Origin of the sequence: Thiomicrospira microaerophila (genome assembly GCF_023278225.1) — a bacterium.
In the GTDB taxonomy this organism is placed as follows: Bacteria; Pseudomonadota; Gammaproteobacteria; order Thiomicrospirales; family Thiomicrospiraceae; genus Thiomicrospira; species Thiomicrospira microaerophila_A.
The window spans coordinates 888,213-912,628 of record NZ_CP070959.1; the positions used below are offsets into that span (position 1 = coordinate 888,213).

15 protein-coding genes are annotated in these 24,416 nt (G+C 43.8%); 13 read left to right on the forward strand and 2 right to left on the reverse strand.

The genetic code is table 11. From position 1 onward, the window contains the following. Window positions 1-161: 161 nt before the first annotated feature. The 13 genes from JX580_RS04310 (at window position 162) to JX580_RS04370 (ending at window position 19,766) form a co-directional block, all read left to right on the forward strand. A complete protein-coding gene (locus tag JX580_RS04310; protein WP_248851577.1) occupies window positions 162-2,432 on the forward strand; it encodes an ABC transporter permease subunit in 2,271 nt (756 codons plus the stop codon). Between the two features lie 29 nt (window positions 2,433-2,461). After that, window positions 2,462-4,105, forward strand: a complete 1,644-nt coding sequence (pstA, locus tag JX580_RS04315; RefSeq protein ID WP_248851578.1) for a phosphate ABC transporter permease PstA — start codon at window positions 2,462-2,464, stop codon at window positions 4,103-4,105. 57 nt (window positions 4,106-4,162) lie between these two features. Further along, entirely contained in the window at window positions 4,163-4,981 is an 819-nt protein-coding gene (pstB, locus tag JX580_RS04320) for a phosphate ABC transporter ATP-binding protein PstB (protein ID WP_349251692.1), read from the forward strand. 50 nt (window positions 4,982-5,031) lie between these two features. Next, window positions 5,032-5,769 (forward strand): phosphate signaling complex protein PhoU, encoded by a 738-nt coding sequence (phoU, locus tag JX580_RS04325; protein ID WP_248851579.1) that lies wholly within the window; start codon window positions 5,032-5,034, stop codon window positions 5,767-5,769. An 8-nt stretch (window positions 5,770-5,777) separates the two neighbouring features. After that, window positions 5,778-6,476, forward strand: a complete 699-nt coding sequence (gene phoB, locus JX580_RS04330; RefSeq protein WP_248851580.1) for a phosphate regulon transcriptional regulator PhoB — start codon at window positions 5,778-5,780, stop codon at window positions 6,474-6,476. Between the two features lie 18 nt (window positions 6,477-6,494). After that, window positions 6,495-7,841 carry a phosphate regulon sensor histidine kinase PhoR gene (phoR, locus tag JX580_RS04335; protein WP_248851581.1) on the forward strand — a complete coding sequence of 449 codons (1,347 nt, stop codon included), beginning with the start codon at window positions 6,495-6,497 and terminating at the stop codon, window positions 7,839-7,841. A 114-nt stretch (window positions 7,842-7,955) separates the two neighbouring features. Further along, entirely contained in the window at window positions 7,956-8,924 is a 969-nt protein-coding gene (locus JX580_RS04340) for a PstS family phosphate ABC transporter substrate-binding protein (protein WP_248851582.1), read from the forward strand. Between the two features lie 127 nt (window positions 8,925-9,051). Then, entirely contained in the window at window positions 9,052-10,068 is a 1,017-nt protein-coding gene (locus tag JX580_RS04345) for an ArsJ-associated glyceraldehyde-3-phosphate dehydrogenase (RefSeq protein ID WP_248851583.1), read from the forward strand. A 17-nt stretch (window positions 10,069-10,085) separates the two neighbouring features. Beyond that, on the forward strand, window positions 10,086-11,282 hold the full coding sequence (gene arsJ / locus JX580_RS04350) for an organoarsenical effux MFS transporter ArsJ (protein ID WP_248851584.1): 1,197 nt from the start codon (window positions 10,086-10,088) through the stop codon (window positions 11,280-11,282). Continuing rightward, complete coding sequence (chrA, locus tag JX580_RS04355) at window positions 11,275-12,474, forward strand: chromate efflux transporter (RefSeq protein ID WP_248851585.1); 1,200 nt, start codon at window positions 11,275-11,277, stop codon at window positions 12,472-12,474. Before arsJ ends, chrA begins: the two co-directional genes overlap by 8 nt. Before the next feature lie 275 nt (window positions 12,475-12,749). Beyond that, window positions 12,750-13,790 carry a porin gene (locus JX580_RS04360; protein ID WP_248851586.1) on the forward strand — a complete coding sequence of 347 codons (1,041 nt, stop codon included), beginning with the start codon at window positions 12,750-12,752 and terminating at the stop codon, window positions 13,788-13,790. Window positions 13,791-13,972: 182 nt separating this feature from the next. Continuing rightward, window positions 13,973-17,755, forward strand: a complete 3,783-nt coding sequence (locus JX580_RS04365; protein ID WP_248851587.1) for a DUF3616 domain-containing protein — start codon at window positions 13,973-13,975, stop codon at window positions 17,753-17,755. A 145-nt stretch (window positions 17,756-17,900) separates the two neighbouring features. Further along, window positions 17,901-19,766: a 5'-nucleotidase C-terminal domain-containing protein gene (locus JX580_RS04370; protein ID WP_248851588.1), complete on the forward strand. Its 1,866-nt coding sequence runs from the start codon at window positions 17,901-17,903 to the stop codon at window positions 19,764-19,766. Window positions 19,767-19,904: 138 nt separating this feature from the next. Here JX580_RS04370 and JX580_RS04375 read toward each other — a convergent pair whose 3' ends face one another. Beyond that, a complete protein-coding gene (locus JX580_RS04375) occupies window positions 19,905-22,412 on the reverse strand; it encodes a methyl-accepting chemotaxis protein (RefSeq protein ID WP_248851589.1) in 2,508 nt (835 codons plus the stop codon). Next, window positions 22,412-24,253: a GGDEF domain-containing protein gene (locus JX580_RS04380; RefSeq protein ID WP_248851590.1), complete on the reverse strand. Its 1,842-nt coding sequence runs from the start codon at window positions 24,251-24,253 to the stop codon at window positions 22,412-22,414. Before JX580_RS04380 ends, JX580_RS04375 begins: the two co-directional genes overlap by 1 nt. Between the last annotated feature and the right edge of the window lie 163 nt (window positions 24,254-24,416).

The window sequence follows — 24,416 nt, forward strand, 5'->3', positions numbered from 1 at the left end:
TTTTTTCTGTTTTTCATAATTTATTCCCATCGCGCTTTAAATTAATCCCATTTATTTTTTGTTTATCATAATAGTATATGTGAAGCGGTATTTGACATATTGCTGTCATATTAGGCTTATATAGTACTCTTGATTATTTAACTTAATTGGGAATCTACGTTATGAGCGAACAGACAAAGCAGGGCTTGCACGATCTGCTGAATGGGCCAAAGACCAAAAAACGCTTGGTTAGGCGACGTATTCAAGACCATGCAGCTAAACACAGTATCAGTGTTGGTGGGGTCGGCATTATTTTTGCCGTTTTCCTCATCATGTTCTTTTTGATGTATGTTGTTTTACCGATATTTACCCCCGCATCGATGGAAAAGCGCGCTGAAATGGCTGTGCCCGGTGGTATGGCAACAAAAACCCTGCATTACGCGATTGATGATTATAAAGAAGCCGGTGTACGGATTACCGAAGATGGCCGGATTATCGGGTTTTCAACTGAAAATGCAAATGTAATGTTGGATGAAAAACTACCGATTCAAGACTCACGTATAACCAGCTTTACAATTATTAATGAAGCGGCTAACGAATTTGCTTTTGGTTTTGCTGATGGTCGCGTGTTGATTGGTAAGGTAAGCTTTAGAATAGCCTATCCTAATAACCAACGTACGGTGATCCCTGAAATTCACTGGCCTTACGGTACAGAGGGCAAACGAGTTGTAAGCGAGCCGATTGAACTGATGGCGGTACGGGATAGAGAAACCGCGATGATGATTGTGGTTCAGCCAGCAGGTTCAGACCGCTTGCATATTCAAACTTTCCGTAAGCGCTCATCGTTTTTAAGTGATGATATTGAGTTGGATTTTGATAACCAGGCCAGCTTTTCAAGTGGCTTTCATGCGGATCACTTGTTAGTGGGTGGTTTAATGCGTGATTTGGTATTAGTAACCAATGAAGGTGAAGCGCAATATTATTCGATTGCTGATATTAATGAACCAAAGCTGTTACAGCGTGTGCGCGTAATTAATCCTGATGAAACATTGACTAGTGTGCGTTTTTTGAACGGTAACTATTCGATGATGTTTGGAACAGACACCGGCCGTATTGTGCAGTGGTTCCCGGTTCGTGATGCCAATAATGATTTCGCGTTACAAGAAATCCGTGACTTCCAGCGCGATAGCAAACCTATTACCTCCATGGGTATGGAAGGTACACGTAAAGGCTTTGCTGTCGGGGATGAAGACGGTTCATTCCATTTATATTATTCAACATCACACCGCCATTTGCGCACGGCTCAAGTTGCCGACGAACCGTTAAGTTTTGTACGTTTCGCACCGCGTTCGGATGGCGCTTTAATTGAAACCGCTTCTGGTACTTTGTACAGCTATGACATTGATAACCCACACCCGGAAGTGTCGTTTGCCAGCTTATGGAACAAAGTTTGGTATGAAGGTTATTCAGAACCGACATACACATGGCAATCATCCTCAGGTAACGATGACTTTGAGTTTAAGTTCTCGTTAACGCCGCTCACCTTCGGTACCATTAAAGCCGCCTTGTATTCGATGCTGTTTGCCGTGCCGATTGCGATTTTTGCAGCGATTTACACCGCGTTTTTTATGGAAAAACGTACACGCCAATGGGTTAAGCCTTCGGTTGAACTGATTGAAGCCTTACCTACTGTAATCCTAGGGTTTTTGGCGGGGTTATGGCTCGCGCCACATGTCGAGGCTAACCTGCCGGCCTTTTTTGCAATCATCATAGTCGTTCCACTGGGCATCTTGTTATTTGGTTACGCTTGGTCACGAATGCCCGATAAGATTCGCTTGATGATTCCGGTGGGACGTCGTGTGGTCTTGATGATTCCGGTGGTTGCGTTTTTAGGTTGGTTATCTATGGCGATGAGTGATCCGCTGCAATATATGTTCTTCCAAGGTGATATGCGTACTTGGTTAACTGAAACAGCCGGCATTACTTATGACCAGCGTAACGCGATGATCATCGGGTTTGCGATGGGCTTTGCGTTGATTCCGACGATTTTCTCGGTAGCGGAAGATGCGATCTACTCTGTGCCTAACTACCTTGTCAACGGTTCTTACGCCTTGGGTGCGAGTGGTTGGCAAACCTTGAAAGGCGTGGTGTTGCCGACAGCTAGTCCGGGTATTTTCTCCGCTATTATGCTGGGCTTTGGTCGCGGTGTAGGTGAAACGATGATCGTATTGATGGCTTCAGGTAACACACCGTTAATGGATATCAACCTGTTTGAAGGGATGCGTACCTTATCGGCTAACCTAGCGGTTGAGATGGGTGAAACGGAAGTAGACAGTACTCACTATCGCGTGTTGTTCTTAGCAGGCCTGGTGCTGTTTATCTTCACCTTCTTCTTTAACACGCTTGCTGAGGTGGTTCGTCAGCGTATGCGCCGTAAATACGGCCAACTTTAAACCCCCGTCAAGCAAAAGGAAATAATGTTATGAAAACATGGTTAAACAAAGGCGAACACTGGGTTTGGTACAGCGCAGCCGCTGCGGCCGCCTCGGTGGTCATGGTGTTTGGTTTGCTGATAATGATCGCGTTTAAAGGACTCAGTCATTTTTGGCCTCATGCTGTGTATGAGTTTCAAATTCAGCCGACACCAAGTGCTGAGGTTCAGTTGGTACAAGGTGAAATCCATGATACGAGGATGCGTGAAACACGCAGTGCTGAAGGCGTTGTATTACGTGAACCACAAATCCTGATTAAAACCGGTAACCGTGATATCTATAGTTTTGACTTCAGATGGGTGGATGAAGCCCATATTGTTAATCAAACCTGGGTAGATGCGGAAGGCATTAGTGTTATTCAGCGTTACGCCTCAGGCAATATGTATGGTTACATTCAATCGTTCAAAAATGATCAGGGTGTGATCACTGAACGTGAACAGGTTTTTAAGGCAATCAATAAAGCGATTAGTGATGGTAATAAAATTCGCAAGAAGATTAACCATCTTGAAAAAAGCGTGATTGGAGGGATTAACCACCAATTACAAGCTCTGCGTTATGACCAACGTAAGCTTGAAATGCGTGATGCGTTGACGCCTGAAATAAAAGCAGATTATGAAGCTAAAGCGAAAGCGTTTAACGATAAATTTGGCGTGTTACAAATCGAGTTAGATAAGTTTTATAAAGAACTTCGGGCGTTGGGTGATGTAACGGTTCGCGTTGGTACAGATCAAGAAGTGCAGGTGAATGTCAGCCAGTTTGTACGATTCTGGCAGCCAAGCGAAATGCATATCGGTCAAAAAATGAGTCATTTCTTTGGCTCAGTCGGTATTTTCTTGTGGGATGAGCCACGTGAGGCGAATACAGAAGGCGGCGTATTCCCTGCGATTGTTGGTACCTTGACGATGGTGATTATGATGACCATTTTCGTGATGCCTATGGGGGTTATCGCCGCGATTTATATGCGTGAGTATGCGAAAGAGGGCAAGCTATTACGTTTGATCCGTATTTCGATTAACAACCTCGCGGGTGTGCCTTCGATTGTATTTGGTATCTTTGGTCTTGGCTTCTTTGTGTATGTGCTGGGTTACTCCGTCGATCAAATGTTCTACAGTCATGCCTTGCCCAACCCAACCTTCGGTACGCCAGGTTTACTCTGGGCCTCCTTAACCATGGCGCTGTTGACCTTGCCGGTTGTGATTGTAGCCACCGATGAAGGCTTGTCGCGAATCCCACGTGCGTTACGCGAAGGCGGCTTAGCCTTAGGCGCCACTAAGGCCGAAGTTATTACGCGGATTGTTCTGCCGATGACCACGCCTGCGATTATGACCGGTTTGATTTTGGCGGTTGCCCGCGCAGCCGGCGAGGTAGCGCCCTTGATGTTGGTTGGGGTTGTGAAAAAAGTAACCGAGTTACCTGTAAACCTAAACGCACCGTTTGTTCATCTTGATCAAAAATTCATGCATCTTGGTTTTCATATTTATGATGTCGGCTTCCAAAGCCCGAACGTAGAAGCAGCTCAACCTTTGGTGTATGCAACGTCATTATTATTGGTGATCTTGATCGTTTCACTTAACCTCGCTGCGATTATGATCCGTAATCGTTTACGTGAAAAATATAAATCATTAGAACATTAATTATTGAGGTCTAGCAGTGCGCTAGACGGCTGAACAATCAAAAAAGGATTTAAAACAATGAGCGAAAAAAATATGAGCATCAACCTTGATCGTGATAATCGTGGACTGGCACTCGATCAAGAAAAAATGGCGATTCAAGTTAAGGATTGGAACCTGTACTATGGCAAATCACAAGCCCTGAAAAACGTCAGCATGGATGTGCCGGAAAATCGCGTTACGGCGTTTATCGGCCCATCAGGTTGTGGTAAATCAACTCTGTTACGCTGCTTTAACCGAATGAACGATTTAATTGACATTGTTAGCGTTGAAGGCAAAATGTTACTGCATGGTCAGGACATGTACGCCAAGGAATTGGATGTGGCTGAAATTCGCCGTCGGATTGGCATGGTATTTCAAAAGCCCAATCCATTTCCTAAGTCGATTTACGAGAACGTCGCTTATGGGTTACGTTTACAGGGTATTAACGACAAAAAAACCCTTGATGAAACCGTTGAATGGGCGTTGACGGGGGCCGGGTTGTGGAATGAAGCTAAAGACCGTTTGAATGAAAACGCCTTGGGTATGTCCGGTGGTCAGCAGCAGCGTTTGTGTATTGCACGCGCGATTGCGATTCAGCCTGAAGTATTGCTGTTAGATGAACCGACTTCTGCTTTGGACCCGATTTCAACCCTCGCGATTGAAGAATTGATTTTTGAGTTGAAAAAAGATTTTACAATCTTAATCGTAACCCACAATATGCAACAGGCTGCGCGTGTATCGGATTACACCGCCTTTATGTATATGGGCGAGCTGGTTGAGTATACCGATACCGATACCCTGTTTACTAATCCGAAAGTTAAGCGCACAGAAGACTATATAACAGGTCGTTATGGCTAAAATTTGCTGAAAAAATAATAGCGCACAAAATAATTTAAAAGGAATTTACCATGAATAGAAAAGAATTTAGCAGCCATGTGTCTGCAAGCTACAATCTATACCTAGAAGATTTGTTTAATCAAATTTTAGAAATGGGTGGTTTGGTTGAAAGACAGCTTCAAACTTCGGTCTTGTCAGTACAAAATGCCGACGCGGAGTTGGCTAAAGAGGTAATCCAGCTTGATAAGCTTGTTAATCGTGAAGAAATGGAAATTGATCGTTTGTGTGTCAGAGTTTTAGCGCGACAGCAACCAACTGCTTCTGACTTACGTTTGATTGTTTCTGCAATACGTATTGCGGTTGATCTCGAAAGAATGGGTGATGAAATTGTTAAGATTTCAGGCTTGGTGCTGCGATTGGCTGATCGAGGTGATTTGGACTGTCAAAATCTTCAGGGTTATAAGCAATTGGTTGAGATTTCATCTCGTGCGCGTGATATGTTAAAAAATGTTTTGGATGCATTTACTCGCCTAGACTTATCCGGTGCTGCTGCCGTGATTGAAGAAGAGGAGCATGTTGATGATTTATTCGCGGTGGCGATGGAAGAGGTCACCGAGCGTTTTAAAGAATCTCATAATGACATTGAGTGTTTATTGCAGTTGGTTTATGCTTTAAGAGCCGCTGAGCGTATTACTGACCATGCTAGAAATATTGCTGAATCCGTTGTTTATTTGGTAAATGGTCAGGATATGCGTAATATGAATGATGATTTGCTCGCAGATTTCTTAAAGTCTTTAACTGTTAACTAAGGAAAACCATGCCTCAAGCTAAGATTTTGATTGTAGAAGATGAAACTGCAATTCGGGATATGTTAAGTTTTACTTTACAGGCTGCCGAGTTTGAAGTGATTGAAGCGAGCAATGCTGAACAGGGGTGGGCTTTATTGCAAGAGCGCCGCCCTGATTTGCTTATCTTAGACTGGATGTTACCCGGTGTAAGTGGTGTTAGCTTAGCAAAGCGAATTCGTCAGAACGATCAAACTCGCTCTCTGCCGTTAATTTTACTAACGGCAAGAGGTGAGGAGTCTGATCAAGTACAGGGCTTTGAAGCAGGGGCCGATGATTATGTAATTAAACCCTTCTCACCCCGCGCGTTGGTTGCTAGGGTAAAGGCGTTATTACGTCGTAAAGATCCAGAAGGGGCGCTGCATGTTGATGTATTAGAGCGCGGCGAACTTAAACTGGATTTGTCGAGTCATCGTTTTTGGGCTAAATCAGAAGAAGTTAAATTAGGGCCTACTGAATTCCGTTTAATTCACTTTTTTATGAGTCATCCAAACCGTGTTTATTCAAGAACACAGCTACTGGATCAAGTCTGGGGTGACAGTGTTATTGTTGAGGAGCGAACGGTGGATGTGCATATACGTCGTTTGCGTCGTTTGTTGGAGCCGGTTAATTGTGAAGACTATATCCAAACAATACGCGGTGCCGGTTATCGTTTTTCAAATCCCTATTAATTGATTGCGGATGTCTATGTGATTAGTATTAAGCCTGTCAGTTCTCTTGAAAAATCCTCACGTATTTTTGAAGAGCTTATCGGTGTAGGTGCACTCCTTAGCATTGCATTGATATTGGGAGGCATTACAGCGCTTTGGGGGCTTGCTTTTTTTGTTGCCTTTTCATTATATCTTGGGCGAAATCTATTTTACTTCCTTCATTTTCTTAACTTGGTTCGTAGCCGTGCACTTGAGCCCAGTAAAGCGCCGTTTGGTGTTTGGGGTGATATTTATGATGCTTACTTTGAAAAGGTATTTCAAGATAAACGAAAATTAAAGCGTCTGCGTCTTGAAACCGAGCAGGTTTATAATGCGATGAATCTGTTGCCGGATGCGCATATATCTTTAAATGAAAAACTTCAAATTGAATGGGTTAATAATAGCGCCGAAAGTTTACTAGGACTTCGACAAAATGATGCTGGGCATCGAATTGGAAATCTTTTACGTCAAAGAGAAGTAACCCACTATTTAGAAGAAAAGAATTTTGATAAGTCGGTGGAGTTTTATTTAAGTGCGGAAAGTACCCGCAGGCTAAGTGCAAAGATTGTTCCCTATTTTGATAAACATTATTTGTTAATTATCCGAGATATTACCGATGCACACAATCTTGCACAAATTCGCAGGGATTTTGTGGCTAACGCTTCGCACGAGTTACGTACGCCTTTAACTGTTTTAAATGGTTACTTAGAGCTGATGCTGGATAGCGTTGAATCTTTACCTCCGGTTTGGTCAGGCCCGTTGACTCAGATGCACCAACAATCGCTTAGGATGCAAAATATTATTAATGATTTGTTAACCCTGTCTAATATTGAGGCCGAAGGGACTGAGTTGGAACAGGATTTTGTTGATGTTCCAATCATGCTTCGAAAACTTGAGGTCGAGGCAAATCAGCTAAGCAATGGACATCATCAGTTGCACTTTCATATTGAATCTAAAGATGGACTCGTGGGTAAAACCGAAGCTTTGCGATCGGTGTTTATTAATTTGGTATCTAATGCGATTCGTTATACCCCTGAGCAGGGCGAAATATGGGTGCGCTGGTATCAAACGCCACAATCTATGGTGTTTGAGGTAAAGGATACGGGTATAGGGATTGCCCGTGAACATATTCCTCGCCTAACCGAGCGATTTTATCGTGTGGATACCGCGCGTTCTCGCAGCTCTGGGGGCACGGGTCTAGGCTTGGCGATTGTAAAACATATATTAGAGCGTCATCAGGCTAAGTTGTCTGTTTACAGTCGTTTGCAAGTAGGTTCTACTTTTCGGGTGGAATTTCCGTTATATCTAAAAAAATCAGTTACCGACCTAGATTCTAGCCTGTCATAAAACTGTCATGGTTTCTTCATTCCGTTGTTATTTTGGTTATCCATAATCTATTTCGAGTCTTATGAAGGGTTTTAGAAAGCCCAAGTAATTTTAATCTCTCCTAAGGAGCAAACTATGTTAAATCGTAAATTACTTTCTGCACTAGGTTTAGCTGCAGCTACTTTAGCTGTTCAACCCGTTATTGCTGCCGTAGATCAGTCACTTCCTGATTATAAGCGTACTTCAGGTGTTGCAGGTAGTTTGAACTCTGTTGGTTCAGATACCCTAAACAACCTAATGACCATGTGGGGCGAAGAATTTAACCGTTTTTATCCTAACGTTAACTTCCAGGTTCAAGGCGCAGGTTCTTCAACTGCACCACCCGCAATCACTGAAGGAACAGCTCAGCTTGCTCCGATGAGCCGTGAAATGCGTTCTGGTGAAATCGCGGCGTTTGAACAGCGTTATGGTTATGCGCCAACCGCAATCGGTGTGGCCATTGATGCGTTAGCGGTATTCGTTCACAAAGATAACCCGATCAAAGGTTTAACCATGCAGCAAGTTGACGCGATGTTCTCTTCAACGCGTGCGTGTGGTGGTAAGCAAGATATCGATACTTGGGGTAAAGCAGGCTTAACGGGTGAGTGGGCTAACCGTTCAGTTCAGTTATATGGCCGTAACTCAGTATCAGGTACTTATGGTTACTTCAAAAACCGTGCACTTTGCCGTGGTGACTACAAAAACTCTGTAAACGAGCAACCAGGTTCTGCGTCAGTAGTTCAAGGTGTTTCAGCCTCTATTAACGGTATCGGTTACTCAGGTGTGGGTTATTTAACCGCCAGCGTTCGTTCAGTGCCTTTAGCACAGCGTGAAGGTGAGCCTTTCTATGAGTCTTCACCAGAAAACGCAGCAAACGGTAAATTCCCATTAGCACGTCTATTGTATGTTTATGTAAACAATGCACCAAACAAAGCAATGGATCCAGCGACTAAAGAATTCATGACAATGGTTCTTTCTAAGCAAGGTCAGCAGGTTGTATTGAATAATGGTTATGTTCCATTACCTAAAGCGGCAGCAGATCGTGAATTGAAAAAACTTCAATAAGTTTTTTTGATACGCCTAAAAATCCCTCCTCGTGAGGGATTTTTTTTATCTGACATAAAAAGGTCATATTAATCGAGCCTTGGGCTTGTATAATATCCGAAAATTCAAATATAAGGAGTGGTAAATTATGACGATTAGAATTGCAATTAATGGGTTTGGGCGCATGGGGCGTTTGGCGATGCGTGAAATTTGGGATTGGCCGGATGTTGAAATCGTGCATATTAATGAAATCGCCTGTGATGCCTATTCATCAGCTCATTTGGTGACCTTTGATTCCGCGCATGGTCGTTGGTTTCATGAGGCATTTGGCGAAGGCGATGCCATTTATGTTGGCGACAAAAAAATCAGCTATTCGATGAACAAGGCGATTGAAGATACCGATTGGGCAAGCATGGATTTGGATCTAGTGATTGAATGTACCGGTAAATTCCGCACGGTTGAGCAGGTTAAGGCCTATTTAGAGCGGGGCGTAAAACAGGTCGTGGTCGCTGCGCCGATGAAAGAGGGCATCAAAAACATCGTGATGGGGGTCAATGATCATATTTTTGTAGCGGGTCAAGACCCGATCATCACCGCTGCGTCCTGCACAACCAATTGTATTGCACCGGTGATTAAAGTGATTCATGAACAGTTTGGTATCAAACACGGCATGATTACCACCATGCACAATCTGACCAACACCCAAAAAGTGGTCGATCATGGTCATGCGGATTTACGTCGTGCGCGTGCGAGTTTCCAATCGTTAATTCCGACCACGACCGGTTCTGCTACCGCGATTGGCACGATTTTTCCTGAGTTAAATGGTAAGTTGAATGGTATTGCGGTGCGTGTGCCGTTTATGAATGCCTCGTTAACTGATTTGGTGTTGGAGTTGAATGAGCCGACAACGCGTGATGAAGTAAATGCCAAACTTAAAGCGGCGGCTGAAACCTATTTACAAGGCATTTTAGGTTATGAGGATCGCCCATTGGTATCGGCGGATTACGAGGGCGAAAAATGTTCGTCGGTGATCGATGGGCTATCGACGATGGTGGTAAACGGTACGCAGGTTAAAATTTTGGCTTGGTATGATAATGAAGTGGGCTATGTGGCGCGTATGATGGAGCTGGCGCGTAAAGCGGCAAAACTTAATAAATCTGTTTAATAAATAGAGTTAACTTTATGAATTCATTAAAGCAATATGCGCTGATTACCGGTAATTACTGGGCGTTTACCGTTACCGATGGCGCACTGCGGATGCTGGTTGTGTTGTATTTCTGGCAGTTGGGTTATAGCCCGCTGGAAATCGCGCTGTTGTTTTTGTTTTATGAATTCTTTGGCATCGTCACCAACCTAGTTGGAGGTTGGTTAGGTGCCCGCTGGGGTTTGAATATCACGATGAATATTGGCCTCGGCTTACAGATTTTCGCTTTGATGTTGCTTACTGTGCCGCCAGAATGGTTGGGCGTGGTGTATGTGATGATTGCACAAGCCTTGTCAGGGATCGCTAAGGACCTCAACAAAATGAGCGCCAAAAGCGCGATTAAAAACCTCGCGTCGGATGATTCGGGACAATTGTATCGTTGGGTGAGTTTGCTCACCGGGTCTAAAAACGCGTTGAAAGGTGTGGGTTTTTTTGTCGGCGCGGTGTTATTAGCGTGGGTTGGGTTTGCTAACGCGATGATGGTAATGAGCGCGGTGCTGGCGGTGGCGTTATTTCTCTCGATAATGATGCTCGATGGCTCGCTAGGCAAGGCTAAAAACAAACCAAAATTTAACGAAATGTTTTCTAAAAACACGCAGTTAAATTGGTTGTCCACCGCACGGTTCTTTTTGTTTGGAGCGCGTGATGTTTGGTTTGTGGTCGCTTTGCCGGTGTTTTTGGTCGGGGTGTTGGAATGGAACCATACCTACGTCGGCGCGTTTATGGCATTGTGGGTCATAGGGTACGGTGTAGTTCAGGCATTATCGCCGAAAATTACCGGCTTAAAATCGGGCGCTAACCCCACCGGAAAAACCGCCAGCCTATTGGGATTGGTGTTGGCGGCAGTACCGTTTACCATGGCGCTGATGCTGGAGATCGACCCGCAAACGGTGCTGATTGTCGGTTTGATTTTATTTGGCGTGTTGTTTGCGCTTAACTCAGCGGTGCATTCGTATCTGATTGTGTCGATTGCCAGTACCGACGGCACCTCTAAAGACGTGGGCTTTTATTATATGGCGAATGCCGCCGGACGCTTGGTGGGCACCTTGTTATCGGGTTATGTCTATCAAGAGTGGGGCATGGAAGCCTGCTTATACGTCTCCGCTGGGTTTATTTTGTTAGCCGGATTACTGGTGATCAAAATGCAACCTTCACCCAATACACAGAATGGCTAACAACCCGGTCTGGTTGCTGTTTACTGAGTTTTTAAAGCTCGGTTTTACCTCGTTTGGCGGGCCGTTGGTACATGTCGCCATTTTTCGCCAACACTTTGTTGAACGAAAAGCCTGGTTTAACGAAAGCCAATTCGCCCAATGGATGCTGTTAACTCAGTTTATTCCCGGGCCTTCCAGTTCTCAACTCGGGTTTTTGATCGGTTATCAACGCGCCGGTTGGTGGGGGGCGTTAGCGGCGTTTATCGGTTTTACCTTTCCTTCTGCTTTGCTAATGGGGTTGTTTGCTTATGGTTTGCTTGGCGCTGGCTTATTTGGCTGGCAGCAGGATTTGACGGCTTTGTTACCAGGCCTGGTGGTGTTGGCAGCGGCGTTAATGATTCAAGCCAGTATCGGATTGAGCAAACCACTGGTTACGCGCCACGTCGGGTTAATCGGCTTAATCGCCATCAGTGCACTGGTGCTCTGGTTAACGACTTCGGCTTGGGCGATTATCGGTTGGTTGGGCGTGATGGCGTTTTTAGGCTGGCTGCACAGTCTGCGTCCTGTTCTGTCGTTTAATGCTTTACAAGCGGCCACTGAGCCGGCATTGCGCCAGCCTTCTAACAACCAGGCCTGGTGGCTAATTGGCGGGTTTAGCCTCTTGTTGCTCGGCTTTGTGTTGTTGGCCTCCACTTCAAAATCCATTAACTTATTGGCGAGTTTGTATCAAGCCGGCGCACTGGTCTGGGGCGGTGGGCAGGTGGTGTTGCCTTATCTATATGTGGATTTAGTCGAGACGGGTCAGGTTGATGAACAGACGTTTGTCGCCGGCTTTGCGCTGGCGCAAGCTGTGCCGGGGCCAATGTTTAGTTTTGCCGCCTATTTAGGCATGCTGATGGGCGGGACTTGGTTGGCGCTGCTGGCTCTTGTGTGTTTTTTCTTGCCCGGTTTGTTGCTGATTATTGCAGTGTTGCCGTTTTATCAAGCCATCATTAACCGACCTGCATTGCAAGCCGGTTTGCTGTTTATGCAAGCAGGCCTGGTTGGACTGTTTATCGCAGTACTGATTTACCCAATTTTGCCAATGGCGTTAAGCCAGGGTTGGCAAAGCGGGGCGCTGTTGCTGCTCAATCTGCTCTGGCTGCTAGCGCTGCGCCAATCCTTTTTCTGGCTCATTCCGTTTAACCTTATGTTTGCAGCTTTCTGGTTGTAATATTTAAATTCGTCCTCACTGTCCAGGTAAGCAGTCATTGCGAGAAGCGCAGCGACGTGGCAATCCATGCAGCCGAAGTGCAAGCCCTTGAAATGGATTGCCGCGCTTCGCTCGCAATGACGTGGTTTTTGGTGCTTTTTGTCACATTTCTGTTAAATTTCTGACGTTTTTTTTTAAGGAAACCTTAACAATCTTTGTTGTTTTCACCGTTTAAAGTATGCGTGTGTTTAATTAACGCGTTTAATTTTTATAGACAAACGAAAAGGGAAACAACAATGAAAAAGAATGTACTCGCATTAGCAGTAGGTGCAGCACTAACCGCCGCTTACGTTCCAGCTATGGCTGAAATTAAAGTTTCAGGTCGCGCTCATATGTCTTTAGATCACATGGACAATGGTGCAGATTCAAAAATGGATCTATCAAGCAATTCTTCACGTATTCGTTTTGCTGGTTCAAAAAATATTACTGAAGGTCTTCAAGGTTTTGTTCAACTAGAGCAACAAATTGACTTCGATCGTCGTGCTGAAGATAACTCTGGTACGCGTGGGAATACTTTTGTAACTAGAGATACCTTTTTCGGTTTAAAAGGTGATTTTGGTACTGTTCGTTTAGGTTTCTTTGACACTCCAACTAAAAAAGTAAGAAGCTTTACTGATATGTTTGGTGACCGTGTTGGTGATGCGCGTAACATGACTAAAGGTACTTTTGACCAGCGTTTCCATAACAGTATCCATTATCAAACGCCAGCTATGTCAGGCTTGACGTTCGACATTCAATACTCAACTGATAACCGTGCTAAATCTGGTGATCAAGTTGCAACAACCGGTGAACGTGATTCGGTTTCTACTTCTTTAACCTTCAAATCTGGTGACCTAACGGCTATGTTAGCTTATGAAGCACAAGGTCGTGGTGATAATGCAAAAGATTGGACAGCCGTACGTATGGGTGCGACTTACAATGTGGCCAAAGGATTCCGCGTTGCTGCATTTATTGAAGATGCTGACAAGAACTCAAACGACAATACTGTGTTTGGTTTAGGTACCTATTATGATCTAACCCCAGAATACCGTTTACGCGCTCAATATTATGTTGCGGGTGAGTCAAGTGCTAAAAATGATGGTGCTTCAATGGCCGCTGTAGGTATTGATCGTCGTTTTGGTCGTGACTTAACTTTGTATGCAATGTATGCAGCAACGTCAAATGATTCAGGTGCTAGCTTCCGAGTAACTGGCGGTGGTCATGGATCAAGTATGGCACCAAGCGAAGCGGGTAAAAATGTGAGTGCATTCTCTCTAGGTGCGATTTACAACTTCTAATCGCCGGTGTCTTCTTAGTTAGTTTTAGTTAGTTGTACCTCCTCGTTAATTAAGGTACTTGCCCCGCTAGACCCCTGCGGGGCTTTTTTTATTTGCAAAAGTCATTTAGATTTAACAAATCTTTCATGCCGTTTTTGTGATCGTAAATTATCATACTAAAAATTTTTAAAGGAATTTTATGTATGAGTTTACAGTTAAAAAAGACGTCGATTGCTGTTTTGGTGGCCCTCTCTGCACTTAATACATCCGGTTGTTTAGATCAGAATAGTTCGAGTTCAAATAATCCGACATTTAATGGTAAAGCTGCCGATGGATATCTAGCCAACGCACGAGTTTGTATAGATTTAAACGAAAACTTGCGCTGTGATGCCGGTGAACCTACTGTATTTACAAATGATTCAGGAGATTTTTCATTTGATTCGCTTTCGAGTAGCGTTGATCTTAATAATCTTCGTGTTGTTGTTGAAGCGATAGCGGGTCAAACTATTGATCTTGATAACCCTCAAACTCCTATTGAATCCGGCTTTTCACTTACCGCACCCAAAGGGCAGCATAGTTTTGTTAGTCCACTCACGACGATGTTAGATAGTTTGATGAGTCAAGATCCCTCTTTGACGCTAGATCAAGCGCAAACAAATGTTAGACAAAAATTGGGATTACCTCCCACATTTGATTTAACTTCAGACTATATTGCTGAAGAAAGCGATGTGGCTAAAACGGCTCATAAAATAGCTCGTGTAGCGACGATTGTGATGCAAAAGGCTAATATTAACAATGATTCAACCCCGATTTTAGAAATAGCCAGTAATGTGTTAGATCAATTTGAATTATTAATGCTAAATGGTGAGATAGAGACTGACAACGTTGATCTCCTAGCCGATAGGATTTCTGAAAATTTAGAATTGGAAACACAGTCTGATCCGCAACCTCAGCCGGACCCACAACCTCAGCCTGATCCGCAACCTCAGCCGGACCCACAACCTCAGCCTGATCCGCAACCTCAGCCGGACCCGCAACCTCAGCCGGACCCACAACCTCAGCCTGATCCCCAACCTCAGCCGGACCCACAACCTCAGCCTGATCCGCAACCTCAGCCGGACCCACAACCTCAGCCTGATCCGCAACCTCAGCCTGATCCGCAACCTCAGCCTGATCCGCAACCTCAGCCTGATCCGCAACCTCAGCCTGATCCGCAACCTCAAGATAACACCGCCCCAATAATTAGTTTAAATGGTGAGGCCCTTGTTCAGGTTCTTCAGGGTCAGCCTTACTCGGATTTGGGTGCACAAGCTCTTGATGATGTTGACGGTCAGGTTGATGTTACCGTTACCGGACTTGACATGGTTGATACGAATTCGTTAGGTGTTTATGTTGTGACATACACGGCATCAGATGCGGCAAATAATTCAGCCACCACAACACGAACAGTAGTGGTTACGCCAAGTGCGCGTCAACTGGTTGAGTATTTACCCGAAGATAACTCGGTTCATGGTAGCTCAGATGCTTCATCTGCGGTGGCTTTGGACAAGGACTATATGCTGGTAGTCGATGACGAGGAAAATGTTATTCGACTTTACCCCCGTATTGGAGGTCAAGCAATTAAATTGTTTGATTATGATCAACACGTCACCCCAGGCGAAGAATTAGATGCTGAGGCAATGGTCCGGATTGGTGATCATTTATATATAATCGGTGCACATTCGAATAACTCTAGAGGCAGGGAGGAGGACAACCGAGAACACCTTTTGAAATTTACAATTTCAGGCGAAGGTGAAGAGGTTGAACTAACTTTTGTTGGCAAGTATTCTGAGCTAGAAGGTGATTTAATCGATTGGGATAAAAACAATAGTCACGGTTTAGGTCAGGGATATTTTGACTTTGAGGCTTCTGCAAGAGGCGAGCAAATTGCGCCTGAAAATTTAAATGGATTTTCTATCGAGGGCATGACGAGTTCACCTGACAATAGCCATTTATGGTTAGGTTTCCGAGCGCCCATGATGAGTACCTTAACGCGAAGCCAAGCTTTGATTATTCCGGTATCCATTGATTCAATGTTTGGTGATAATCCTCAAGCAGAATTTGGTACCCCGATTGAGTTAAATCTCGGTGGTCGTGCGATTCGATCACTCTATAAAATAGCAAACAATGATTATTTAATTTTAGCGGGTTTATCAGGAAGCACCCGTGATGACTTTGCCGATAATTTCCGCTTATTCAGATGGAATGGTGATAGTCAAACCGCTCCAGTAGAGTACAGCGCTGAACTTGACAGTCTGCGTGAAACAACATCTGGCTCATTCGAAACACTTGTTGAAGTACGCGAAGTCAATGGTGAAACCTGGGTTCAATTACTACAAGATAATGGCGACACCATTTGGGAAGGCACCAGTCAAAACTCCAAAAAACTCGATCCAGCAGATCAAAAATTTGTCGGGACTTGGGTTAAGCTAGGTGAAGCCATATCAACTCCCCAAACCATTTCACTGATGCAAAACCCGGCCGAGTCTTACGAGCCTAACGACCGCTTACGCCTGAGCTTTAATCAAGCGATGCAAGCCGGAGACGGTGACTTTTTGATTAAACGTAAAGCCGATGGCACCACTGTCGCCACTGTACCAGCCAATACCGTATCGATTGATACGAATGTTGTTGAAATCAGTTTCAGTGGCTTAGCGGAAGACGAATACTATCTCGAAACCTCCGGAGACGCGCTCCTTAGCGTTAAAGACAATCAAGTCTTCACACTAAGCGGTCAACTTGAGTTTGCGTTTAGCGTCGAATCCACCATTCTGCCGACGCTGGTTATTACAGAAGTGAGTTCAAATCCTAGCGGTGACGACTATTTTGAACTTTACAATTATGGTTTTGAACCCATTTTACTAGATGGTTGGCGCTGGCATGATGATGGAGCCAGCTTTGAAAGTGCTACCCCCTTTCCTCAAGACGCTCAAGTCGAACCAGGTCAGTTGGTTGTGGTTGCAAAAAATACAGATGAAGTTGATTTTAAGTCTAAATGGGGATTAGATGAAACTACGAAAGTATTTGCAACCGGAGGCCCAGGTTTAGGCAAAGGCGATGCCGTTGTTGTGTTTAATCATATTGGAAAGGTTATTACGGCGATTAATTATGGATCTAACTCGATTACTGCTTCTGATGGAAGCGTTATTGAACCTATTGTTGGTGGAGCAAACGAACATACGGGAATAGTAGGTGGTGGAAGCAACGCTAAAGCCGCTCTTGTTTGGGATGTAAGCTCGTTTGGGACATTGCGCTATCAAGCCGCAACCGTAGGACATCTGGATGCTTATGCTCAGGCTGGGGATGCTAACTCTGTTGGATCGCCCGGTAAGCTTGGTAAAACGCCATTATTAATTACTGAAATAAGCTCTAAAGACGATTCAAGTGGCGCTGGTGATGATTTTTTTGAGTTGTATAATTACAGCTCGTGGTCTATTAATCTAGAAAATTGGGTTTGGATTGATGATGAAGCTGACTTTAATGCTGAAAAGGCAGTGACATTTAGCGATATAGAAATTCCTGCAGGTGGGGTTCTTGTTGTCAGCAATAAAAACCCTGGGCATGAGACCACGTTTAAGCAGGCCTGGTCATTAGATGCTAATGCACCCGTGGTTGCATTGGGTGGTGCAGGATTAGGTAAGCAAGATGCTGTTGTCTTGTTTAATCCTTACCAACGTGTTGCCAGTTTTTTGAGTTATAGAATTTCTTCTGCAGATGCGATTTTTGCCTCAGACGGTAGCTTAATTTCACATTCAGCCACAGGGAATGACCGTCACACAGGACGAGCTTTTGGTGGTTCTCAAGATAAAGATTCTTTGATTTGGAATGGTGAATCAACGAGCAATCCCGTTTATATAAATCCATCAAACATAGGTGATGTTGGTGCTATACACTCCACAAGTGGTGCACTTGGATCACCGGGTAGTGTTTACAGCCCAGATAGATAGATAAAATGCACTCTTATAAAAAACCCCCGATTAAATCGGGGTTTTTTGTTTTAAATGATTCATTATTCTGCAACTTCACTGCTATATTCCCGTAACCTATCTTCTCTAAACTAAGGTTTTTTACAACCCATTTAGGATACTCCCTATGAAACTTAAAAAACTGACCTTAGCTTTATTTTTTGGTTCTTCTGTAGCCCTTACTGGCTGTTTAGATAGTAGCAGTGACAATAAACAGCAAGCGGAAACAACAGGTTCGCCGATTAACTTGACATTGCTGCATATGAATGACCATCACTCTAACCTGGATCCAACCTCTGTTACCTTAACGTTAAATGATGAACAAGTGGCTATGACAATGGGTGGCTTCCCTCGAGTTGTTGGGGCTTTTAAAGAATTAGAAACTAATGCTTCGGGGCACGTTTTAAAGCTTCATGCGGGCGATGCGATCACTGGCACGCTTTATTACACGCTATTTAAGGGGGAAGCGGATGCGGCGATGATGAACCAGGTCTGTTTTGATGCCTTTGCTTTAGGTAACCATGAATTTGATGGCGGTGATGAAGGTTTAAAAGAGTTTATTGATTATTTGCATGCTTCGGATACGTGTCCGGCAACTCCGATTTTGGGCGCTAACGTTAAACCTCAAGTAGGAACGGTGCTGGCACCTAATGCTGAAAATGAAATTATAAAGCCCTATGTCATCAAAGAGTTTAACGGTGAAAAAGTCGGGATCATCGGGATTGATATTAAAGATAAAACACAGAATTCATCGAGTCCGGCCAGCACGACTGTATTTTTAGATGAGGTTGAAACAGCGCAAGCGATGATTAATGAACTGGAAGCGCAAGGGGTCAACAAAATCATTCTTTTAACCCATTATCAGTTTAATAATGATGTTTCGATGGCGAGTCAACTCACGGGTGTTGATATTATCGTAGGAGGAGATTCTCATACTTTGTTGGGTGACTTTAATTCGTTAGGTTTAAATTCAGGCGGGGATTACCCAACCATTACACAAGATGCAGCCGGTAGTAAGGTGTGTGTGGTGCAAGCTTGGGATAATGCCAAGCTAGTGGGTGAGTTGAATGTGTCTTTTGATGCGCAGGGTCGCGTTGAATCTTGTGAGGGCACGCCGCATTTATTGGTAGATGGGCCTTTCAGACAGGGCGGTGAACAGGTTTCGGCAGAAAAACAAGCTAGTATTCTTGCAACACTCGCAGCTATTCCACAGGTACGTGCTCAAGCAGAAGATCAAACAGCAAGAAATGTTTTAACCGGCTTTAGTGATCAAGTAGACATATTAAAGCAAACTAAAATAGGGGAAACCACTGATAATCTGTGTATTGCTCGTATTCCAGGTGATAACCGTGGCACACTTTGTACAGCGGCTGAAAAACTACCACACGGGGGTGATATTCAAATGCTCGTGGCGCATGCTTTCCGTGAAATGGCTAAGCGTTCTGATATTGCAATTCAGAATGCCGGTGGTGTTCGTATTGAAGTTCCAGCAGGCGATTTAACCATTGGCACCGCTTACACCCTATTGCCTTTCTCCAATACGCTGGTTGAGTTAACCATGACGGGTGATCAAATTCGTCGCGTACTAGAGGACGCGGTTGATAACGCAATTAAAGTGGGCGGTTCTGATGGTGCGTATCCTTATGCGGCTGGCTTGCGCTGGGATGTTGATCTTAGCCAAGAAAAAGGCGCTCGTATCAGCAATCTTGAGTTTAAAGGGCGTGACGATGCCAACTGGACTGCGTTGAACGCTAGCGCATCTTATGTTGTAGTCACGAATGACTTTATAGCCGCAGGACGTGACGGTTATACCACTTTCACAGAAATCCAAGGCGAGTTAAGGGTTGATACCTTCTTAGATTATGCGCAATCATTTGTTGATTATGTTGAGGCTCAAGCTAACAACCGTGTTTCTAAGTTGCCTTATTCTGAGTATAGTACCCAGAACTATACCGATAAAGACGGTTTAACCTATACTACGAAAGCGGAATAAACTTAGCTTAAATAAGCTGGGTTTAGCTAGTAGAGTCTCGCGATGCTTTAAAACCTCAATAGAATTTATCTATTGAGGTTTTTTTATAGCCAACTTTTGGCGCTAACTCAACAAGCAGGCCTGATTGTTGAGTTAAGGTTATGCAGCGTTTATTTTTCGATTATTGCGCAGCTTGAATCCACTGACTTTATGTTCTAGCCCCAATACCTCTTCAATGATATGGGTGGAGGTCGTGGCAATTTGTTCAACCAGCGCGGCATTTTGCTGAGTAGCCTGGTCTATATCACTGAGGGCATCAGTGACCTCATGAATGCCTTTACTCTGTTGTTCAAGGCTTCTGTTCATCTTAATAATCATTTTGGCTACGCGTTCAATTGACGCGGTATTTTGTTCAAACACTGCCTGGGTTTGTTCGCTCAGCGTCATGCCTTGTTGAATGCTTTCCATAGTTGTGTCAATCACACTGCGGATTTGGTGTGCCGCTTCAGCTGAACGCTGGGCAAGGTTCCGAACTTCGCTGGCCACCACTGCAAAACCTCGACCTGCTTCGCCTGCACGTGCGGCTTCAACCGCCGCGTTAAGGGCTAACAGGTTGGTTTGGAAGGCAATGCTGTCGATTAAACTGGTTATTTGCGCGATTTCTTGGCTTGAGGTTTGAATGCCTTGCATGGCTTCAACCATCTGTTCAACAATCAGCAGACCTGATGCTGAATCTTGTTGAACCTGGTCAGTGGTTTGAGTGACTTGTTGTGATTCATGAAGTGTGTCGCGAATCGATCCCATCATCACCGACATATTCGCGCTGGTGCTTTGCAGGGCTATGGCCTGTTTTTGTACTCGTTCGTTGAGGTCTTGGTTACCCGTGCTGATTTCCTTAATCCCGTGTACGGCATGGTCGGTAGCGTGCTTGACATCCTCTAGCATATGGCTGATGCTTTGTGCCATATTGCCCATGTGATTATTCAACTCTTGTAACTTCCCTTCAAATTTATGCTGGGTTTGATATGAAAAATCGCCCTGGCTAAAAGCTTGCAGCGATAGGGCTTTATTGTTAATGGCATCTTCTAAACGCTCAAGCGATTCATTTAAATAGCGTTTAAGATTATGCAGATCGCCCGGCATATTTATTTCAACCCGTTGGCTAAATTCGCCGGTTCGCATTGCGTGTGTTACGCGGCGCACGTCATTAATCGCCTCTTGCTGTACACTAAGGGCATGGCTCATAGATTGTAAAACGGCTTGGAATTGCCCTCGATGCTTCTGCGGGTTAAGCTGTGTGTTGAGTTCGCCTTGAGCAAGTGCAATACTGCCGAAGTTTATTTCTTCTAGGGTGTTTTCAACACTTTGCAAGCTTTGGTTAAACGCCTCGCTTAGATGCAACAGATCACCGTTATAGTTCGTCGACATTCGCTGTGTTATATCACCTTGCGCCAGCGCATGGCTGACTTGATCCACTTCATTCAATGCAGCCGATACTGCTGCCAGCAAGGCTTCTTGCGCTCGGCTCATATCGGCGAGTTCGTGTTTACCTTCTAAGCTATGCCAGCTTTTAACCTTACCTGACTGAGCGACGTTTAGGAGTTGTTCATGCATTTTTTTGAGTGGGCTGACGATGGATTGACTTATGATTAGATTAAATATTAAAAGTATTATAAAGCCTAAAGTCCCAAGTATGATTAAGGTATTTGCTTGTTGCTGGCTGAAGGCTTCTAGCGCATTTAATGATTGGATAGTCTGATTCTGTAGGTCTGACATAATGGCTAGTAATGTCATATTACTTCGTTCTGATAAGCCAGCTAGGCTGGCGTTATTTTGCGTCATCGTCATCAGCGTATCGCGAATATCACCAAACGCATCAAAGTAATCTCCGTATGCTTGTTCTAAACTTTGAGCAACCTGTCGATTAAAAAAGTCACCTTGAAGGCTGTCTTGAACCTGCTGAATAAGCGGCATTGCCGCAAATCCCAAGCCTCGTTCGTCAAACTCTTTTTTCATCGTAATGTCTTTCATCGCAATCATATTTGCGACAATTAACTGCGATGCAGCGAGGCGGGTTCTGATTTGGGTGATTGGCTCTATTAATTCAGGTTTAGTTTGAGTAAGTGCTTCTAACTCGATTAGGTTATCTCTCATGGTGTTGACGCTTCGGCTGATTCCAAATTCAATTAAATCATTGATACGGTTTGTCATAAACACACTTGAGTTCGTGGCGTTTTTAAGCATGCGTAAATCACTGTCTATTACAATCAAAGAATTGATTAAAGATTCATGCTCTGAATTCAAAACCTCGACTAGAGATAAATGTCCGGAGGTGTTGTTGTTTTCGACCTCTGCGCCAAGTGAAATTAAAAGTGTTTTGAGTGCTTCAATTTGTTGATCTATAAGAAGATTAAAACGTTCTCCTTCACGGGTATCACCGGTGAGGGTGTAGGTATTGGACTGTTGCAAGGTTGTAATAAACTGTTTATGGAAATCAGCCACTTGGTAGGTGATCGTTTGCTGTTGATGGTTAATGTATGATGATTTTTGTGAGGTAGAGGTCGAGGCAAACCAGCCACTAAAACTCGCCAAACCAACAAATAACAAGCCCAAAACTAGGTTTAGCACGAGGCGTGCTTTAATCGTCAGATGATTAAAAAGATTCATCACTTAACTCCGTTTTTAGAATTTTGAATAGCAGGGAGGTTATCTTGCTCCGCCTTAATCACTGACCAAGTGTTGCCACCGGCTTGTTTGGCTTGTTTTTTAGCTTTAGTCGCTAGGCCAGCTATTTTTTGTTTATGGGCGACCAGGCCTGGTGGCACCACTAAAACGCCAAGCGATAAACTCATCATCGGAAAAAACTCAGCATGGCCTTGCCGATTTGTGGTCATAATACCGCCTTGTTCTAAATCTTCAGGGTGGTAAAAATCTCTAATGACTTGGTTGAACTGGTTTAAGATGCTTTGGCAGATTTCCTGATAATCTTCTGTATTTTCAATGATGATCATAAAGTCGTCACCCCCAATATGGCCGATAAAGCTTTGGGTTTTCTCACAGGCTATTCGCAGAATTTGAGAAAGTTGTTTGATGATTTCATCACCTTGGTCGTAGCTGTAAAAATCGTTGTAGGGTTTGAAATGATCCGCATCAACATAAATAACGCTAAAACCTTGACGAAGATCGAGCTGTTCTTGCAGATATCGTTGAATGGGAACATTGCCGGGTAAGCCGGATAAGGGGTTGGCGTATTGTGCGTTTTGAACTTTTAAATCAGTAATTAAACGTAGCAGGTCAATAAAGCGACCACAACCAAGATAATTGCCATTTTGAGTGATGATAAACGCATCTCCATTTTGATGATGGTTACCGTCAGTAATTTGTCGGCTTAAATTTTCTACCGGTGTTGTAACCTCAACAATAATTGGCGCTGGATCCATTAAGTAAGCAATCGATTTTCGGTGATGAAGTTCTTGACCATAACGCCGTGCTAACTTGTCCATTAACTCGCGTCGCCAAATCATGCCTTGCACCTTGCCTTTATTGACTATAGGAATAAAATCAAGCTCTTGTTGATTTAAAAATAGATTGGCAACGTATTTTACTGAAGTGCTGGATTCAACACTCTCTAGGGTCAGTAATAGCGTAGATAAGTCTGTTAAGTTCATTTTCGCTTGTTTAGGCTGGATTGGATGGTCCTGCCATTGGTAATAAAGTTGGTCTGATATTATTTTTTCAGGTCGTCGGAAAAAATAACCCTGCACAAAATTGATACCAATCTGTTCTACCGCTTTTAAGTCCTCAAGAGTTTCAATCCCTTCGGCAATCAGCTGTGTGTCCAAGCCTTCAGCAAGGACTTTGATCGTTTGTAAAAAGTGACGTTTTTCAGTATCTTGCGAAATTCCAGTTATAAAATGCTTGTCAATTTTCACAAAGTCAGGGCGTAATTCAGACCAAAGACGTAAGCCGTTATAACCACCCCCCAGATCATCAAGCGCGACTTTAAAGCCCATTTGACGATAGTGGTTAACTGAATCGATAAACAGTTTGAAATTATGAACGGGTTGAAGCTCGGTAATCTCAATGACCACACGGTTTAGCGGTAATCCTGAGTTTTCAAGGCAATCTAATGTCATGCCTTGGCGATGATTTTCAGTCATTAACGAATTGACGGTGACATTGATAAATAAAAAATCATCGGCCTGTTGATGTTGAAATTCATTAATCGCAACACTGCGTGCTAACCAATCCATTTCGAATAACATGCCACATTGGTCGGCTGCTTCAAACAGTTTTAGTGGATGATGCAAGGCTGAATTATCCGGCCCACGTATCAATGCTTCATGGGCAAATACTCTACGGTTTTTAAGGTCAACAATCGGTTGAAAAAGCGGCGTTACCAAATGATGGTCAAAAATAAATTGCAGTTCATTTTTTAATGTTAGCGCTCTGTTTTCAAATGGTTTCTCTAAACCTGACAAATAGAGAACGTTTGATTCAATATTCATTAAACTGATCCTGAATGACCTAAATTAATATTTTAATGAGCAGGATTGGTTGGACAGAAACCCCACACCATCTCTCATTAAATCGTCTAATTAGCCGCCATATTAACGTGGTAAGGTGACTCTTTTATGACAGGTTTTTTTTATACGTTTAAATCTATGTGGA

Bases quoted from the DNA above. Each gene is read 5' to 3' on its own strand.
- JX580_RS04310 (WP_248851577.1), top strand. From the start codon at position 162: ATGAGCGAACAGACAAAGCAGGGCTTGCACGATCTGCTGAATGGGCCA.
- pstA (WP_248851578.1), top strand. From the start codon at position 2,462: ATGAAAACATGGTTAAACAAAGGCGAACACTGGGTTTGGTACAGCGCA.
- pstB (WP_349251692.1), top strand. From the start codon at position 4,163: ATGAGCGAAAAAAATATGAGCATCAACCTTGATCGTGATAATCGTGGA.
- phoU (WP_248851579.1), top strand. From the start codon at position 5,032: ATGAATAGAAAAGAATTTAGCAGCCATGTGTCTGCAAGCTACAATCTA.
- phoB (WP_248851580.1), top strand. From the start codon at position 5,778: ATGCCTCAAGCTAAGATTTTGATTGTAGAAGATGAAACTGCAATTCGG.
- JX580_RS04340 (WP_248851582.1), top strand. From the start codon at position 7,956: ATGTTAAATCGTAAATTACTTTCTGCACTAGGTTTAGCTGCAGCTACT.
- JX580_RS04345 (WP_248851583.1), top strand. From the start codon at position 9,052: ATGACGATTAGAATTGCAATTAATGGGTTTGGGCGCATGGGGCGTTTG.
- arsJ (WP_248851584.1), top strand. From the start codon at position 10,086: ATGAATTCATTAAAGCAATATGCGCTGATTACCGGTAATTACTGGGCG.
- chrA (WP_248851585.1), top strand. From the start codon at position 11,275: ATGGCTAACAACCCGGTCTGGTTGCTGTTTACTGAGTTTTTAAAGCTC.
- JX580_RS04360 (WP_248851586.1), top strand. From the start codon at position 12,750: ATGAAAAAGAATGTACTCGCATTAGCAGTAGGTGCAGCACTAACCGCC.
- JX580_RS04365 (WP_248851587.1), top strand. From the start codon at position 13,973: ATGAGTTTACAGTTAAAAAAGACGTCGATTGCTGTTTTGGTGGCCCTC.
- JX580_RS04370 (WP_248851588.1), top strand. From the start codon at position 17,901: ATGAAACTTAAAAAACTGACCTTAGCTTTATTTTTTGGTTCTTCTGTA.
- JX580_RS04375 (WP_248851589.1), bottom strand. From the start codon at position 22,412: ATGAATCTTTTTAATCATCTGACGATTAAAGCACGCCTCGTGCTAAAC.
- JX580_RS04380 (WP_248851590.1), bottom strand. From the start codon at position 24,253: ATGAATATTGAATCAAACGTTCTCTATTTGTCAGGTTTAGAGAAACCA.